The organism is Paraburkholderia dinghuensis (assembly GCF_003837865.1).
Taxonomy (GTDB): Bacteria; Pseudomonadota; Gammaproteobacteria; order Burkholderiales; family Burkholderiaceae; genus Paraburkholderia; species Paraburkholderia dinghuensis.
This window is the reverse complement of the sequence record NZ_RQIS01000005.1, coordinates 95,608-111,129: the sequence shown is the minus strand read 5'-3', so window position 1 is coordinate 111,129 and position 15,522 is coordinate 95,608. Positions and strand designations below refer to the sequence as shown.

The following is a 15,522-nucleotide window of genomic DNA, read 5'->3' as shown; positions in this document are numbered from 1 at the left end:
AGCGAGCCGACTATGCCGAAATCGAAGCGCCGTCTGGAGCAAACCGAGACTGACAGCGAGGCCACCCCGGTTTCGGTGGAGGACAGCGCTGCGTCGGGCGACGACGAGACGCTGTCCGAACTCGACAACTCGCGCGAATTCGAAGAGCGCGAGTCGGCCGCTGAAGAGGAAGGTGGCGGTCGCGAAGCCGCCGAACCCGCTTCCGATGCCGACGATTTCCGCGCGCTCCTGCAGGCCGAACTCACGGCCGACACGATCCAGCACTATCTGAACCGCATTAGCGTGAAGCCGCTGCTCACCGTCGAAGAGGAGCAGCGCTATTCGCGCCTCGCGAAGGCCGGCGAGTTCGAGGCGCGCCAGGTGATGATCGAGCGCAATCTGCGGCTCGTGGTGAGCATTGCGAAGGGTTACCTGAATCGCGGCGTTCCGCTGCTCGACCTGATCGAGGAAGGCAACCTCGGCCTCATGCACGCGATCGAGAAGTTCGATCCGGCGCGAGGCTTTCGCTTCTCGACCTATGCAACGTGGTGGATCCGTCAGAGCATCGAACGCGCGATCATGAATCAGGCGCGCACGGTGAGGCTGCCGGTGCACGTGATCCGCGAACTGAACCAGGTGCTGCGTGCGAAGCGTCACCTGGAGAAGAATTCACTGAACGCCGACTCGGCGTCCGAGCGGCGCGATGCAAGCATCGACGACATCGCCTACCTCACGGGCAAGACGACCGAGGAAGTCACCGACATCCTCGCACTCAACGAGCATACGGCGTCACTCGACGCGCCGCTCGACCTCGATCCCGCGAGCAGCCTGCTCGATCTCCTTTCCGACGACCAGAGCCAGTCGCCCGACGCGGAAGTGCAACATCGCGAACTGGAAACGCTTACGCGCGCCTGGCTTGGACGGCTGTCGGACAAGCATCGCCATGTGATCGAGCGCCGCTTCGGGCTGAATCACATCGAACCGGCGACGCTCGAAGAACTCGCCGACGAGATGGGCCTGACCCGCGAGCGCGTGCGGCAGATCCAGCAGGAAGCACTGGTGCGCCTCAAGCGCTTTTTCGCTTCCAACGGCGTGCGCAAGGACGCCGTTTTGTAAATTTCTGCGCACCTAAACCGGATGACACCTGTTCTCGTATTTGACATCGAGACGATTCCCGATGTCGACGGCATTCGCCGTCTCGAAGATCTTCCCGCCTCGCTGACCGACGCCGAAGTGGCCGAACATGCGTTCGCCCCGCGTCGCGAGAAAACCGGCGGCGATTTCCTGCCGCATCATCTGCAGCGCGTCGCCGCGATTTCCTGCGTGTTCCGCGATGGTCAGGGTTTTCGCGTACGCTCACTCGGCACGCCCGAGGACGGCGAAGCCGCGCTGATCCAGTCGTTCTATCGAACCATCGAGAAGTACACGCCGCAGCTCGTCTCGTGGAACGGCGGCGGCTTCGATCTGCCCGTGCTGCACTATCGTGCGCTCGTGCACGGCATCCGTGCTTCGCGCTACTGGGATCTCGGCGAAGACGACCGTGATTTCAAGTGGAACAACTACATCAGCCGCTATCACTCACGTCACACCGATCTGATGGACGTGCTCGCGATGTATCAGGCGCGCGCCAACGCGCCACTCGACGCGCTTGCGAAACTCTGCGGCTTTCCGGGCAAGCTCGGCATGGACGGCGGCCAGGTGTGGACGGCGTTCCAGCAGGGACGCATCGAGGAAATTCGCAACTATTGCGAGACCGACGTCGTCAATACGTATCTGCTGTACTGCCGCTTCCAGCTGATGCGCGGCGGCTTTACCGAACGCGAATACGAAGACGAGATCACGCACGTCAAGAATGCGCTTGCCATCGAACCCGCGCCGCATTGGGCCGAGTATCTCGCGGCGTTCGGCGCCTGAGCGGTATCGGCCAGGCATCTTAGTCCAGTTCCAGCACGATCGGCTGATGATCCGACGCCTGCGTCGTGCCGTCGATCTCGCAGCCTGTTAGCCGCCCGAGCAGGTCTTGCGTGACGAAGATGAAATCGCACGCAAGCGGGCCGGACGACCATTGCACGGTGTCGTAGACACCGGCGGTTGGCGGCGGCGTCGCGCCCGGATGCAGCGCGGTCCACGCGTCGAAGAACGGGAGGCTATCGGCGATCGGTTCCAGCATGCGCGTGTACGCGTCGCTGCCCCACGCACTGTTGAAATCGCCGCAGACGATGGCGCTCGCAGGACGCGCAGTCGATGCGAATGGACCCGTGTCGTTTTCGGCCGGCGCAGGGTGCGCCGCGTGTGCCGCCGCTTCCCGCTGCAAGCGCCGCAGTTCGTCGACCTGTGCGAGGCGCTGACGCGCCGAGTAATACTCGAGATGAGTGACCAGCACACGCAGCGCGCCGCCCGGCGCGTCGAGCACCGCTTCGAGCGCCACGCGCTGCATCGACGGTGCTGTCGGCTCGGCGGGCCAGGGCAGCAGGTGGCGCCACACCTGGGCGACGGGAAAACGACTCGCGATAGCGTTGCCGAACTGGCGCCGGTGTGCGCCCGGCGCGTCTCGCGGCGCGGGAAGATCGACCCCGATTCCCTCGATAATCGTGAAACCGGGCAGAAGCGCCGCCAGTTCGGCGAACTGATCGTCGCCGGGGGCGCCCGGCAACGCGCCAAAGCCGCGCGTGACTTCCTGCAGGCAAAGCACGTCGAAGTCGGCAAACCGCAGCGCCTCGCGCACCGTGCGCGCGAGATCCACGACACCCGCCGCGTCGCGGCCCCATTGTATGTTCCAGCTGAGCAGTTTCATGGGCTATCCAGACGCAAAGCGGTATCGCTTCACTGTAGCCCAAAGGCAAGCCGCGGGAGCGCCGGGGGCAGGTGCGCGCAGTCGCACCGCCCGCCGTAACGGACGTCAGCGCATGCGGCCCTTGCACGCCTCGCGCGTGGAGCTGACCACTCGACCTTGATCGTCGAAATAGACCGCAAGCGGGACATTCTTGTCGCCGAGCGCATACTGGAAGCAGTCACGGCCAGCGTAATCGTAGACGTGATCAGGCGGTCCAAGATGTCGCATCACTTCTGTTTGCGTGAGCCCCGGCGAAACGGAGGCGATAAGTTTTTCGGGCTCCTTGTCGGACGAGGCACAGGCGGCGAGGACGAGAAGCGGCGCGACGGCCGCCGCAAAGCGGAATAACTTGCTCAATTCGGCTCCAGCAATAAAAGTGGGGTGTGATCAATCAGTGTTGCACGCGTGATTTTCCATCGAATTGCCCTAAAGACGCCAGTGTGATCCCTTGCCGGACGTATTGGTAAAACCCCAAGGTGCGGCAATGTGGGTTCCGCTATGGCTCGTCGAGGGCGGCGGTGCCGAGTTCGTCTACAATCTCGCCTTCGCCCATCGTTCACCCCACTGTTTGTCAGGAACCCGCTGGTGTCTCAAGCTGCCCCCGATCCTCAAGCCGACCCCGTCCACGCCGCGCCCGCACCGGATGCCGCCGCCGTTCCCGCGAAGCGCTCGAAGCGCGAGCGTCGGGCCGAACGGCGCGCCGCCGCGGAAGCGTCGGTGCTTCATGCCCCGATTCTGGAGATCGAGTCACTCGACATGGAGGCACGCGGCGTCGGTCGCACCGTTACCGAGACAGGCGAGCCGGGCAAGGTGATTTTCGTCGAGGGCGCGCTGCCCGGCGAGCGCGTGACCTACTCGAGCTACCGTAAGAAGCCGAGCTTCGAGCAGGCGCAGGTAGTGAATGTGTTGCGCGAAAGCTCGATTCGCACGAAACCGCAGTGCCAGTTCTTTGGCACCTGCGGTGGCTGTTCCATGCAGCATCTGGACGTGCGCGCCCAGATCGCGGTCAAGCAGCGTGTGCTCGAAGACAACCTCGCACATCTTTCCAAGGTGCGCGCCGAATCAATGTTCCGGCCGATTCACGGTCCATCGTGGGGTTACCGCTACCGCGCGCGTCTCACCGTGCGCAACGTGCCGAAGAAGGGCGGCGTGCTGGTCGGTTTCCACGAGAAGAAGAGCAGCTACGTCGCCGATATGACGAGCTGCGAGGTGCTGCCGCCGCACGTTTCGGCGATGCTGGTGCCGCTGCGCAAGCTGGTTGAGGGGCTGTCGATCCGAGATCGCATGCCGCAGATCGAGCTGGCCGTCGGTTCGAGCGTGACAGCGCTCGTGCTGCGCATCCTGGAGCCGCTTACCGCAGCCGACGAAGGATTGCTGCGCAGCTTCGCCGACGAACACAACGTCCAGTTCTGGTTGCAGCCGAAGGGCCCGGACACGGTGTTTCCGTTCTATCCGCTCGACGCGCAACTCGATTACACGCTGCCCGAATTCGACATCCGGATGCCGTTCAAGCCGACGGATTTCACGCAGGTCAATCATCAGATCAACCGCGTGCTGGTCGGCCGCGCGCTGCGCCTGCTCGCGCCGCAGAAGGGCGACCGCGTGCTCGATCTGTTCTGCGGGATCGGCAACTTCACGCTGCCGCTCGCGCGGCTCGCGCGTGAGGTGGTGGGGATCGAAGGCAGTGACGCGCTAACGGCGCGCGCGCTCGAGAACGCGCGCGAGAACGGCGTGGACGGCCATACATCGTTTGCTTGCCGCAACCTGTTCGAAGTGACCGCCGACGACATGCGTGCGCTGGGCGCCTTCGACAAGTTCCTCGTCGACCCACCGCGCGAAGGCGCGCTCGCGGTGTCGAGGGCGCTTGCGGACATCGCGCAGAGCGGTGAGGGCCCGCTACCGCAGCGCATCGTCTACGTTTCGTGCAATCCCGCGACGCTTGCGCGTGACGCAGGCCTGCTCGTGCACGAGGCAGGCTACCGGCTCAAGGGTGCGGGCGTCGTGAACATGTTTCCGCACACGTCGCATGTGGAGTCGATTGCGCTGTTCGAGCGCGACTGAGTGCCCGAGATGACGTCGCGCCGCAATCCTGGCGCGGCGCGAAGCGTAAAAAAAGCCCCGCATCTGCGGGGCTTTTTTTCAGCCCGGAAGCGGGCCAAAAACACGATCACCAGATCTGCCACCAGGATTTCGTTTCCTTGCCTGCGCGGGCGTGGCCGGTGATATAGGGGCTGTCCGGGAACGTAGCGGCGAGCACGCGGCGGGTATCCTCGGCGAGCTGCGGCTGATCCAGCTTCTGGTACGAAAGGATCATGATGTGCAGCGCATCTTCGATCGCCGGCGCGCTCTGGTACTCCTTGATTGCGAGCTGTGCGCGGTTGATCGCGGCCACGTAGGCGCCACGGCGGTAGTAGTAGTCGGCCGCGTGCACTTCGTGCGACGCCAGTGCGTTCACGATATAACGCATGCGCTGTGCGGCGTCCGGCGCGTACTTGCTTTGCGGGAATCTGGATACGACGACCCTGAACGCGTCATAGGACTCGCGCAGCGACTTCGGATCGCGCTCGCTCATGTCCTGACCCGAGAAACGGCCGAAGAGGCCGAGGTCGTCGTTGAAGTGGATCATGCCCTTGAGGTAGTACGCGTAGGCGATGTCCGGGTGATCCGGATGCAGCTGGATAAAGCGGTCGATCGCCTGGTCGGCGGCGTCGTTCTCGTTATCCTTCCAGTTGCAGTAGGCAACGTTGATCTGTGCCTGCTGGGCAAAATGGCCGAACGGATCGCGACCCTGAAGCGCCTCGAAGTACTTCGCGCACTTGCCCCAGTCTCCACTGGAGAGCGCGTCCTGGGCCTCCGTATATAATTTGTTGTTGTTCCACGCGGCCGTTTCGTCGGTCTTTTGCGGCAGGCCATGGCAGGCTGCCACAACGGCTAGCGCGGCGCCGCACGCAGCGATGCGAACGACGTTGACGATCTTGCCGATCGCCGTCGTGCTTGATGCAGTGATTGACGCAGTGATTGCTTTACGTGCAGCGCTTCGGGCCATCGCAAGTTGGGCCAATCTCGTAATCGTGTTCAAGGCTCGCATTTTCCAGTTCAGCTTCAGGTCCCAGTTGACCCAGACTCAATGACCCGCTCAGTTAACCGTTCGGCGCTTCCCGGAGTGCTCCCCGGGGTGCTTCCGGCAGGTGGCGCCCCCGGCGCCCCAAATAGCACCGACCATTATAGCCTGGGCGAAGTGCCCAATGACGCAGTGCCGGGTGACTCGATTGACGACGACCTCGACGCCGTCGCGAACGCGTCCGGCGGCGGCGCCGTGGACGCTCGCAAGCGTACCGAAGAGGCGCCGCGCCGTGCGCAAGTGCCCGACGATCTCGCCGGCGAGCGGCTCGACAAGGTGCTCGCCAAAGTCTTCCCCGAGTTTTCCCGCAGTCGCCTGCAGGGCTGGATCGAGGCGCAGCGCGTGCGCGTCGACGGCGCGCCGGCGAAGGTTCGCCAGCCGGTTGCGCTCGGCGCGACGATCGAACTCGTGCCCGATCTGCTGCCCGAGCAGCTTGCATTCACCCCCGAGCCCATTCCGCTCGACGTCATCTACGAGGACGACGCGATCGTCGTCATCAACAAACCCGCTGGGCTCGTCGTGCATCCCGCAGCGGGCAACTGGAGCGGGACGATCCTCAACGGCCTCCTGCATCGCTACGGTGCAAGCGCCGCCGGCCTGCCGCGCGCGGGCATCGTCCACCGGCTCGACAAGGAGACCTCGGGGCTGATGGTGGTCGCGCGAACGCTCGAAGCGCAAACCGACCTTGTGCGCCAATTGCAGGCGCGCACGGTCAAGCGCCGCTATCTGGCGCTCGTCTGGGGCAACGTGGCCGATGAAGGCACGATCGACGCCCCGATCGGCCGCGATCCGCGCGAGCGCACGCGCATGGCCGTGGTGGCGGGCGCGGCGGGCAAGCCTGCACGCACGCACTTCCGGCGGGTCGATTCAACGCTCTGGCACGGCCAGCCGGTCAGCGCGATCCATTGCGATCTTGAGACGGGCCGCACGCACCAGATTCGCGTGCATTGTGCGCATATCGGACATCCGCTGCTTGGCGATCCGGTCTACGGGCACGCACGCGGACGCCGCTCCGTGGCGGCGTTGCCCGACGGGTTTGCGCGTCAGGCCCTGCATGCGTGGCGCCTCGGGCTGGTTCATCCGGTCACGGGCCGCGCGATGCAATGGCGCGCAGACGTTCCCGACGACATGGACGCGCTGATTGCCGCGCTGGGTTTTGGTGCGGAGAGCGATGAGTACGGCTACGACGACGAAGTCTTCGACAGCGCGTACACGGACGAAGGCTACATCATCGGCAGCGATGAGGACGACTACGACGAAGAACACGACGAGAGCGAGGATCCGCACGCATGACGATCACGCCTGAACTGAGCGCTGCGGATTTGTTGCATCCCGAATGGGACGCTCCGCCGAATGTGCGCGCGCTCGCGACGACGCGCGACGGTGGCGTAAGCGAACCCCCGTTCGGGCGCTGGATGGCGACAGACGCAAGCAGAGAAGGGCGCGAACTGCCAGGCGGGCTGAATCTGGGCCGGCTCTCGGGTGACGATCTCGACCACGTCGAGGCGAACCGCTCGCGCCTCATCGCGTATGCGGGCGTGCCGGCGGCGTGGCTCAAGCAGGTGCACGGCGCGGGTGTCGTCGATGCGGTCGTTGCGCTCGATGCCGTGCGTGCCGGCGAACTCCTCAGCGCCGATGCCAGCGTGACGGATCGTCCGGGCATCGCGTGCACGGTGATGGTCGCCGACTGCATGCCGGTCCTGCTCTGCGACAGCGCAGGCCGTTCCGTGGGCGCGGCGCACGCGGGATGGCGCGGCCTCGCTGCGGGTGTCATCGAAAAGACCGCGCAGCGCGTGGCCGCACTCGCGGGCTGCGCGACACAAGACCTCCACGTGTATCTCGGTCCGGCGATCGGCCCGAGCGCCTTCGAGGTCGGGGCAGACGTACGTGACGCCTTCATGAATCACGCGGCCGCTGTCGGCGGGGCACAACGCGATGCGACCGCCGCGGCGTTCGTCGCACGGCCCGAAGCGCCCGGCAAATATCTCGCGGATCTCCACGCGCTCGCACGTCTGAGGCTCGCTGAACTCGGTGTCGAGCGGATCAGCGGCGGCGATCTGTGCACTTACACGCAGCGCGACCGGTTCTACTCGTATCGCCGGGAGCCCGTCACGGGTCGCATGGCTGCGCTGGTGTGGATGACGCCCTGAGGCGCTTTTCGCGGGTCGCCTGACCGGATTTTGCTGCACTGCATCGAGCCGGGCGGAACACGGCGCAGCATTCCAGACCGGGAGAACGGCGGCACCGAGCCGTCGTGCTGCAAGCACTTGGCCCTACGGCACTTTTTTCTCGCGCGCACCGGCGCGCGTTCGCCCGGATCGAACGAGCGGACGATTACATCGGGAAAACGATAATTAAAAAAATATCGCAGTGCGGCAAAATCGGGCGCAAGCATTGACATGCGTTGCAACGGGGAGCAAGAATGTCCTTCACCTACGGGACAGGACGTAACGGGGTGCGACGCGATCGCACCCGTTTGCGTTCCACCTGCCTCTCAACCAGTCCTTCGGGGCACAACGGTCAAAAGCAGGCATGACGGCATCTCAACGTTCCACGAACTCCCCGGGTACGGGCGCTTCAACTAACGGTGCGCAGCAATTCACTCCGGATGCAGCCGGAATGCAGCAGATACTCGACGCCTGGACGTCCGCCTGGCGCAACGCCATGACTGCGGCCCAACAGGCGCAGGGCGCGGCGGCGCCGATGCCGAACGGCTGGTGGCCGCATGTCGGCAATGGTGCAGCGGGAGCCGCAGCGCCATTCGGCGCGTTCAAGCTTCCGAATGCATCGTTCGAGCCGGCCCGTCTGCAGCAACTTCAGGCCGACTACTCTCGCGATGCGCTCGAACTGTTGCGCGGCGCCACCGATACCGCACCGAAAGCCCCGGAACTCAAGGACCGGCGTTTTAGTTCCGATGCATGGAAAACCACGCCCGCGTATGCCTTCACGGCGGCGTGGTATCTGCTGAACGCGCGCTATCTGCACGAACTCGTCGACGCAATCGACACCGATCCGAAGACACGCGAGCGTATTCGCTTTGCCGTCCAGCAGTGGACCGCGGCGACGTCGCCCAGCAACTTCCTCGCGCTCAATCCCGACGCGCAGAACGCCTTGCTCGAGTCGCATGGCGAGAGCCTGCGCCAGGGCGTGATGAACCTGCTCGGGGACCTCACGCGCGGCAAGATCTCGCAGACCGACGAATCGCGTTTCGTGGTGGGCCGCAATCTCGCAACGACCGAGGGCTCGGTCGTCTTCGAGAACGAACTGTTCCAGCTGATCCAGTACAAGCCGCGCACGGCGAGCGTGCGCGAGCGGCCGCTCCTGATCGTGCCGCCTTGTATCAACAAGTTCTACATCCTCGATCTGCAGCCCGAGAATTCGCTTGTTGCGTATGCAGTCGATCAGGGCCAGCAAGTGTTCCTGGTGTCCTGGCATAACGGAGACGCGTCGATTGCGCACAAGACCTGGGATGACTACATAGAAGACGGCGTGCTGGAGGCGATCGACACGGTGCGCAGCATCAGCGGTCGCGAGCAGATCAACACGCTTGGCTTCTGCGTCGGCGGCACGATGCTTGCCACGGCGCTCGCCGTCGCGGCTGCGCGCGGCGAACACCCGGCTTCGTCGATGACGCTCTTGACCGCCATGCTCGACTTCTCGGATACGGGCGTGCTCGATGTGTTCGTCGACGAGGCTCACGTGCAGATGCGCGAGCAGACCATCGGCGGCAAGAACGGTGCGGCGCCAGGCGTCATGCGCGGCGTCGAATTCGCCAACACGTTCTCGTTTTTGCGTCCGAACGATCTGGTCTGGAACTACGTCGTCGACAACTACCTGAAGGGCCGCACGCCCGCGCCGTTCGACCTGCTTTTCTGGAACAGCGACTCGACGAGCCTGCCCGGCCCGATGTACGCGTGGTACTTGCGCAATACGTACCTCGAGAACAAGCTGCGCGAACCGGGCGCGCTCACGGTGTGCGGCGAAGAGGTAGACCTCTCGCGCATCGACGTGCCGACCTTTATCTACGGCTCGCGCGAGGATCACATCGTGCCGTGGCGTACGGCTTATGCGTCGGTGCCGCTGCTTTCGGGGCCGATCACGTTCGTGCTCGGCGCGTCGGGGCACATTGCGGGCGTGATCAATCCGGCTTCGAAGAACAAGCGCAGCTTCTGGAATGTCGAGGCCGACGCGAAGCATTTGCCTGCCGAGGCCGACGAATGGTTTGGCGTGGCCGACGAGAAGCCCGGCAGTTGGTGGCCGACGTGGGCCGAGTGGCTCGATCAGTATGGCGGCAAGAAAGTGAAGCCGCGCGCACAGGCAGGATCGGCGGAATTTCCGGCCATCGAGCCGGCACCGGGGCGTTACGTTCAGCAGCGCGACTAACGCGCCTTGCTGTGGAAATGCGTTATTAACTTGACGGGGCGGCGCCTCTCGCGACGATGTGCTGCCCGGAGGAACTGAAAATGACGGACATCGTGATCGTATCGGCCGCGCGTACCGCGGTGGGCAAATTCGGCGGTTCGCTCGCAAAAATCGCGGCCCCCGATCTGGGCGCTGTGGTGATCAAGGCGGCGCTTGCGCGTGCGGGCCTGAAGCCCGAGCAGGTCAGCGAAGTGATCATGGGTCAGGTGCTCACAGCCGCCTCGGGCCAGAACGTTGCGCGCCAGGCGGCCATCAAGGCGGGCCTGCCCGCCGCGATTCCGGCGATGACGATCAACAAGGTCTGCGGCTCGGGCCTGAAGGCCGTGATGCTTGCGGCGAACGCGATCATCGCGGGCGACGCTGAAATCGTCGTCGCCGGTGGCCAGGAAAACATGAGCGCCGCGCCGCATGTGCTGCCGGGCTCGCGTGACGGCTTCCGCATGGGTGACACGAAGCTCGTCGACAGCATGATCGTCGATGGGCTCTGGGACGTGTACAACCAGTACCACATGGGCGTGACGGCGGAAAACGTCGCGAAGGAATACGGCATCACGCGCGAAGACCAGGATGCGTTTGCGGCACTGTCGCAGAACAAGGCCGAGGCCGCGCAGAAGGCGGGTCGCTTCGACGACGAAATCGTGCCGGTCGAGATTCCGCAAAGAAAGGGCGAGCCGCTCCTCTTCAAGACCGACGAATTCGTGCGCCATGGGGTCACGGCCGATGCGCTCGCGGGCCTGAAGCCGGCGTTCGCGAAGGAAGGCACGGTGACGGCGGCGAATGCATCGGGTCTCAATGACGGCGCCGCGGCGGTGGTCGTGATGTCCGCGAAGAAGGCGGAAGAACTCGGTCTCAAGCCGCTCGCGCGCATCAAGGCGTATGCGAACGCGGGCGTCGATCCGAAGGTCATGGGCATGGGCCCGGTGCCGGCCTCGAAGCGCTGCCTCGAACGCGCGGGCTGGACGCCGCAGCAACTCGATCTCATGGAGATCAACGAAGCGTTCGCCGCGCAGGCGCTCGCCGTGAACAAACAGATGGGCTGGGACACGTCGAAGATCAACGTGAACGGTGGCGCCATCGCCATCGGTCACCCGATCGGCGCGTCGGGTTGCCGGATCCTCGTTACGCTGCTGCACGAAATGCAGCGCCGCGACGCGAAGCGTGGTCTCGCGTCGCTGTGCATCGGCGGTGGTATGGGTGTGGCGCTCGCGGTCGAGCGTCCGTAAAGTGGTAAACGAAGCGGGCCGTGTTGGCCCGCTTCGATGCGCTTTGATGCCGTCACGCGGTGATTCGGGCGATGGCAGCAGGGGCGCAATCGGCGTGGTGCGGGAAACGTGGTGCATGGTGGAGACGCAGCAGGCAGGCCCTGAGCGGCAACACAAGTTGAACAGCGTGAAGGGTCAGGCCAGAGCCGTCGTCAGGCGCTCTGGGAAACGATAATGGAGTTGGGTTTATGTCACAGCGTGTAGCGTATGTAACCGGCGGCATGGGCGGAATCGGAACCGGAATCTGCCAGCGCCTCGCGAAGCAAGGCTTCATCGTGGTCGCCGGTTGCGGCCCGCATTCGCCGCGCCGTGCGAAGTGGCTCGACGACCAGAAGGCGCTCGGCTTTGAATTCATCGCCTCGGAAGGTAACGTTGGCGACTGGGACTCCACGCGCCAGGCCTTCGACAAGGTCAAGGCCGAGGTTGGCGAGGTCGATGTGCTGGTCAACAACGCGGGCATCACGCGTGACGTCGTGTTCCGCAAGATGACGCGCGAAGACTGGACCGCCGTGATCGACACGAACCTCACGAGCCTCTTCAACGTCACCAAGCAGGTGATCGACGGCATGGTCGAGCGCGGATGGGGCCGCATTATCAATATCTCGTCGGTGAATGGTCAGAAGGGCCAGTTCGGCCAGACCAACTATTCGACGGCGAAGGCCGGCATTCACGGCTTCACGATGGCGCTCGCGCAGGAAGTGGCGACCAAGGGCGTCACCGTCAATACCGTCTCGCCGGGCTATATCGGCACGGATATGGTCAAGTCGATCCGTCCCGACGTGCTGGAGAAAATCGTTGCGACGATTCCTGTGCGCCGTCTCGGCGCACCTGAGGAAATTGCGTCGATCGTCGCGTGGCTCGCCTCCGAGGAGTCGGGCTTCGCAACCGGTGCTGACTTCTCGCTTAACGGCGGGTTGCACATGGGCTGATCCGGCGCGCCGCGCATCCTTTCGGGGCGTGCGGCACAGCATGGATCCACAACGGAGGCGCGCCTGTTTGCTCACCGGGGCAGGCGCCGCTACCGGGCAAGTTCCGCGCGCGAGGGGCGTGACGGGCGAACAAGGGCGACATATGACGACTACAAAGAAAACCGCCGAACGACTGATCAAGAAATATCCGAACCGTCGGCTGTACGACACGGAGACGAGCACCTACATCACGTTGAGCGACGTGAAGCAACTCGTGCTCGATCAGGAGGAGTTCAAGGTCATTGACGCGAAGTCCAACGAAGATCTGACGCGCAGCATTCTGTTGCAGATCATCCTGGAAGAGGAGAGCGGCGGTCTGCCGATGTTCTCGTCGTCGATGCTGTCGCAGATCATCCGTTTCTACGGCCATGCGATGCAGGGCATGATGGGCACTTACCTGGAAAAGAACATCCAGGCATTCATCGACATCCAGAACAAGCTCGCTGACCAGTCGAAGAGCCTCTACGAAGGCAACGCGATGAACCCGGAAGTCTGGTCGCAGTTTATGAATATGCAGGCGCCGATGATGCAAGGCATGATGACGAGCTACATCGAGCAGTCGAAGAACATGTTCGTGCAAATGCAGGAGCAGATGCAGAACCAGGCGAAGAACATGTTCAGCAGTTTCCCGTTCAAGCCGGCCGCTCCGGCGCAAAGTGCGCCTGAGAGCAGCGAGGACGAGAAGAAGTAAGGAAGTAAGGCCCGGGGTGGCGGTGGTCCGCAGATAGCGATTCCGCTCAGACTGTCTTCAGGTCGCGCAGCGCTTCGGGATGGAGCGCTGCGACGCGCAGCAGCGTCTGCGCGGCGCCGGTCGGCTGGCGCCGCCCTTGTTCCCAGTCCTGCAGCGTGCGCGTCGACACACCAAGCAGCGCGGCAAACGCGCTTTGCGAAAGGCCCACTTTTGCACGCGCTAGCGCGGCAGCCGTGGGTTCGACGCGCGTGACGCGCGCAGCGCGCCCCGTCTTCATCTCTCCGACGGACTTGAGCAGGTCCGCCTGGAACTGTTCCATTTCCTTATCCATATTCCACCTCTTCGCGGAGCCGGTTGAGAAATGCCGCCGGCAGGTTATCGAATTTTGCCTTCGCGTAGACGATCAGCAGCCAGATACAGCCTTGATCCAGCACGTTGTAGTAGATCACGCGCGTGCCGCCGCGCTTGCCGAACCCGAAGCGTCTCCAGCGCACCTTGCGAAGTCCGCCAGTTCCCGGGATCACATCTCCGGCGAGCGGGTGGTCGGCGAGCCATGTGATGAATGCCTCGCGTTCGCTGTTGCTCCAGATATCGGCGGCATAGCGTTGAAACGTTTCCGTTTCGATGACTGTAAGCATGAACGAGCCATGAATGATTATACGGCTTTGCCGTATATTAGAAAAGTTAGCACGGTCAAGAAGGACGCACGGGGCGACCATCATCCGGCCCGACTTCTCCGAGGCTACCCGGCAAAGCACCGGCGCTCCATATGACATATGGGTAAAATGGCAGATTGGCTTGATCTCGCGCGGCGCGGTTCCGCCCTGCGCCCCACATCCGGACGTACACGTGAAAAACCCTGTTGAATCAACGACCTCCCAGAATCCCGCACCGCGTGTCGGGATGGTTTCCCTCGGCTGCCCGAAGGCCCTCGTGGACTCCGAGCAGATCCTCACCCAGTTGCGAGCAGAGGGTTACGAAATCTCAGGCAGCTACGACGGCGCCGACCTGGTCGTTGTCAACACGTGCGGCTTCATCGACGAAGCCGTGCAGGAAAGCCTCGATGCCATCGGCGAGGCGCTCAACGAAAACGGGAAGGTGATCGTCACGGGTTGTCTCGGCGCGAAGCAGAGCGCGAGCGGTACCAACCTTATCGCCGATGTGCATCCGAAAGTGCTTGCCGTCACCGGCCCACATGCCGTGGGCGAAGTCATGCAGGTCGTGCATACGCATCTGCCCAAGCCGCACGATCCCTTCGTCGATCTAGTGCCACCCGCAGGCGTGAAGCTCACGCCCCGCCATTACGCTTATCTGAAGATCTCGGAAGGCTGCAACCACCGCTGCTCGTTCTGCATCATTCCGTCGATGCGCGGCGACCTCGTTTCGCGCCCCGTCGCCGAAGTGATGCTCGAAGCCGAAAATCTCTTCAAGGCGGGCGTGAAGGAGTTGCTCGTCATTTCGCAGGACACGAGCGCGTACGGCGTCGACGTCAAGTACCGCACCGGCTTCTGGAACGGCCGTCCGCTGAAGACGCGCATGACCGAACTCGTCAGCGCACTCGGCGAGCTGGCCGCGCAGTACGGCGCATGGGTGCGCCTGCATTACGTCTATCCGTATCCGAGCGTGGACGAAGTCATTCCGATGATGGCGGAAGGCCCGTACAAGGGCCACGTGCTGCCGTATCTGGACGTGCCGTTCCAGCACGCGCACCCTGAAGTGCTCAAGCGCATGAAGCGACCGGCGAACGCCGAGAAAGTGCTCGAGCGCGTGCAGGCCTGGCGCGCGATGTGCCCGGACCTCACGATTCGCAGCACGTTCATCGCGGGCTTCCCCGGCGAGACAGAAGAGCAGTTCGAGACGCTGCTCGACTTCATCCGCGAGGCAGAACTCGATCGCGTGGGTTGTTTCGCGTATTCGCCGGTCGAGGGCGCGAGCGCCAACGAACTCGACGGCGCACTGCCGGACGAAGTGCGCGAGGAGCGTCGTTCGCGCTTCATGGAAGTCGCCGAAGCGGTGTCGGCGAAGCGCATCCAGCGCAAGGTCGGCAAGACGCTCAAGGTGCTGATCGACGAAATCAACGCCGACGGCGGCATTGGCCGCACCGCGGCCGATGCGCCCGAGATCGACGGCGTCGTCTACGTCGCGCCTTCGACCAAGGCGTCGAAGCGCTACAAGGTTGGCGATTTCGTGTCGGTGAAGATCACCGGCGCGGACGGCCACGATCTGTGGGGCGAGGTCTGAGCCGT

The 15,522-nt window shown here is 63.8% G+C and carries 15 protein-coding genes; 10 read left to right on the top strand and 5 right to left on the bottom strand.

Features of this window, described 5'->3' with window-relative positions:
• Positions 1 to 12: 12 nt before the first annotated feature.
• Entirely contained in the window at positions 13 to 1,095 is a 1,083-nt protein-coding gene (gene rpoS, locus D1Y85_RS08440) for an RNA polymerase sigma factor RpoS (RefSeq protein ID WP_124150603.1), read from the top strand.
• A gap of 21 nt (positions 1,096 to 1,116) precedes the next feature.
• Positions 1,117 to 1,893 carry a 3'-5' exonuclease gene (locus D1Y85_RS08435; RefSeq protein ID WP_124150602.1) on the top strand — a complete coding sequence of 259 codons (777 nt, stop codon included), beginning with the start codon at positions 1,117 to 1,119 and terminating at the stop codon, positions 1,891 to 1,893.
• Positions 1,894 to 1,912: 19 nt separating this feature from the next.
• Here D1Y85_RS08435 and D1Y85_RS08430 read toward each other — a convergent pair whose 3' ends face one another.
• Both D1Y85_RS08430 and D1Y85_RS08425 read right to left on the bottom strand, forming a co-directional pair.
• A complete protein-coding gene (locus tag D1Y85_RS08430) occupies positions 1,913 to 2,773 on the bottom strand; it encodes an endonuclease/exonuclease/phosphatase family protein (protein WP_124150601.1) in 861 nt (286 codons plus the stop codon).
• Between the two features lie 105 nt (positions 2,774 to 2,878).
• Positions 2,879 to 3,169 (bottom strand): outer membrane protein assembly factor BamE, encoded by a 291-nt coding sequence (locus D1Y85_RS08425; protein WP_185218932.1) that lies wholly within the window; start codon positions 3,167 to 3,169, stop codon positions 2,879 to 2,881.
• A gap of 399 nt (positions 3,170 to 3,568) precedes the next feature.
• Between D1Y85_RS08425 and rlmD the strand changes: the two genes are divergently transcribed.
• Entirely contained in the window at positions 3,569 to 4,873 is a 1,305-nt protein-coding gene (gene rlmD / locus D1Y85_RS08420) for a 23S rRNA (uracil(1939)-C(5))-methyltransferase RlmD (RefSeq protein ID WP_246024836.1), read from the top strand.
• A 106-nt stretch (positions 4,874 to 4,979) separates the two neighbouring features.
• Here the strand turns inward: rlmD and D1Y85_RS08415 are convergent, their stop codons facing one another.
• Positions 4,980 to 5,900, bottom strand: a complete 921-nt coding sequence (locus tag D1Y85_RS08415; protein WP_124150599.1) for an outer membrane protein assembly factor BamD — start codon at positions 5,898 to 5,900, stop codon at positions 4,980 to 4,982.
• Positions 5,901 to 5,939: 39 nt separating this feature from the next.
• On the opposite strand from D1Y85_RS08415, the gene D1Y85_RS08410 reads away from it, so the two are divergent.
• The 6 genes from D1Y85_RS08410 (at position 5,940) to phaR (ending at position 13,276) form a co-directional block, all read left to right on the top strand.
• On the top strand, positions 5,940 to 7,226 hold the full coding sequence (locus D1Y85_RS08410) for an RluA family pseudouridine synthase (RefSeq protein WP_124150598.1): 1,287 nt from the start codon (positions 5,940 to 5,942) through the stop codon (positions 7,224 to 7,226).
• Positions 7,223 to 8,083 (top strand): peptidoglycan editing factor PgeF, encoded by an 861-nt coding sequence (pgeF, locus tag D1Y85_RS08405; protein WP_124150597.1) that lies wholly within the window; start codon positions 7,223 to 7,225, stop codon positions 8,081 to 8,083. Before D1Y85_RS08410 ends, pgeF begins: the two co-directional genes overlap by 4 nt.
• Before the next feature lie 382 nt (positions 8,084 to 8,465).
• Positions 8,466 to 10,316 carry a class I poly(R)-hydroxyalkanoic acid synthase gene (phaC, locus tag D1Y85_RS08400; protein ID WP_185218931.1) on the top strand — a complete coding sequence of 617 codons (1,851 nt, stop codon included), beginning with the start codon at positions 8,466 to 8,468 and terminating at the stop codon, positions 10,314 to 10,316.
• Between the two features lie 80 nt (positions 10,317 to 10,396).
• The gene (locus D1Y85_RS08395; RefSeq protein ID WP_124150595.1) at positions 10,397 to 11,578 is read left to right on the top strand and encodes an acetyl-CoA C-acetyltransferase; all 1,182 of its coding nucleotides are present in this window, start codon (positions 10,397 to 10,399) and stop codon (positions 11,576 to 11,578) included.
• Positions 11,579 to 11,805: 227 nt separating this feature from the next.
• Entirely contained in the window at positions 11,806 to 12,546 is a 741-nt protein-coding gene (locus D1Y85_RS08390; protein WP_124150594.1) for a 3-ketoacyl-ACP reductase, read from the top strand.
• A 142-nt stretch (positions 12,547 to 12,688) separates the two neighbouring features.
• Positions 12,689 to 13,276, top strand: coding sequence for a polyhydroxyalkanoate synthesis repressor PhaR (phaR, locus tag D1Y85_RS08385; protein WP_124150593.1), 588 nt, complete (start codon positions 12,689 to 12,691; stop codon positions 13,274 to 13,276).
• Between the two features lie 46 nt (positions 13,277 to 13,322).
• Here phaR and D1Y85_RS08380 read toward each other — a convergent pair whose 3' ends face one another.
• Together D1Y85_RS08380 and D1Y85_RS08375 are read right to left on the bottom strand one after the other, a co-directional pair.
• Positions 13,323 to 13,607: a helix-turn-helix domain-containing protein gene (locus D1Y85_RS08380; RefSeq protein WP_124150592.1), complete on the bottom strand. Its 285-nt coding sequence runs from the start codon at positions 13,605 to 13,607 to the stop codon at positions 13,323 to 13,325.
• A complete protein-coding gene (locus tag D1Y85_RS08375) occupies positions 13,600 to 13,914 on the bottom strand; it encodes a transcriptional regulator (protein WP_124150591.1) in 315 nt (104 codons plus the stop codon). Before D1Y85_RS08375 ends, D1Y85_RS08380 begins: the two co-directional genes overlap by 8 nt.
• A gap of 265 nt (positions 13,915 to 14,179) precedes the next feature.
• Here D1Y85_RS08375 and rimO point away from each other — a divergent pair, with 265 nt between their 5' ends.
• Positions 14,180 to 15,517: a 30S ribosomal protein S12 methylthiotransferase RimO gene (gene rimO / locus D1Y85_RS08370; RefSeq protein ID WP_221410273.1), complete on the top strand. Its 1,338-nt coding sequence runs from the start codon at positions 14,180 to 14,182 to the stop codon at positions 15,515 to 15,517.
• Positions 15,518 to 15,522: the final 5 nt, after the last annotated feature.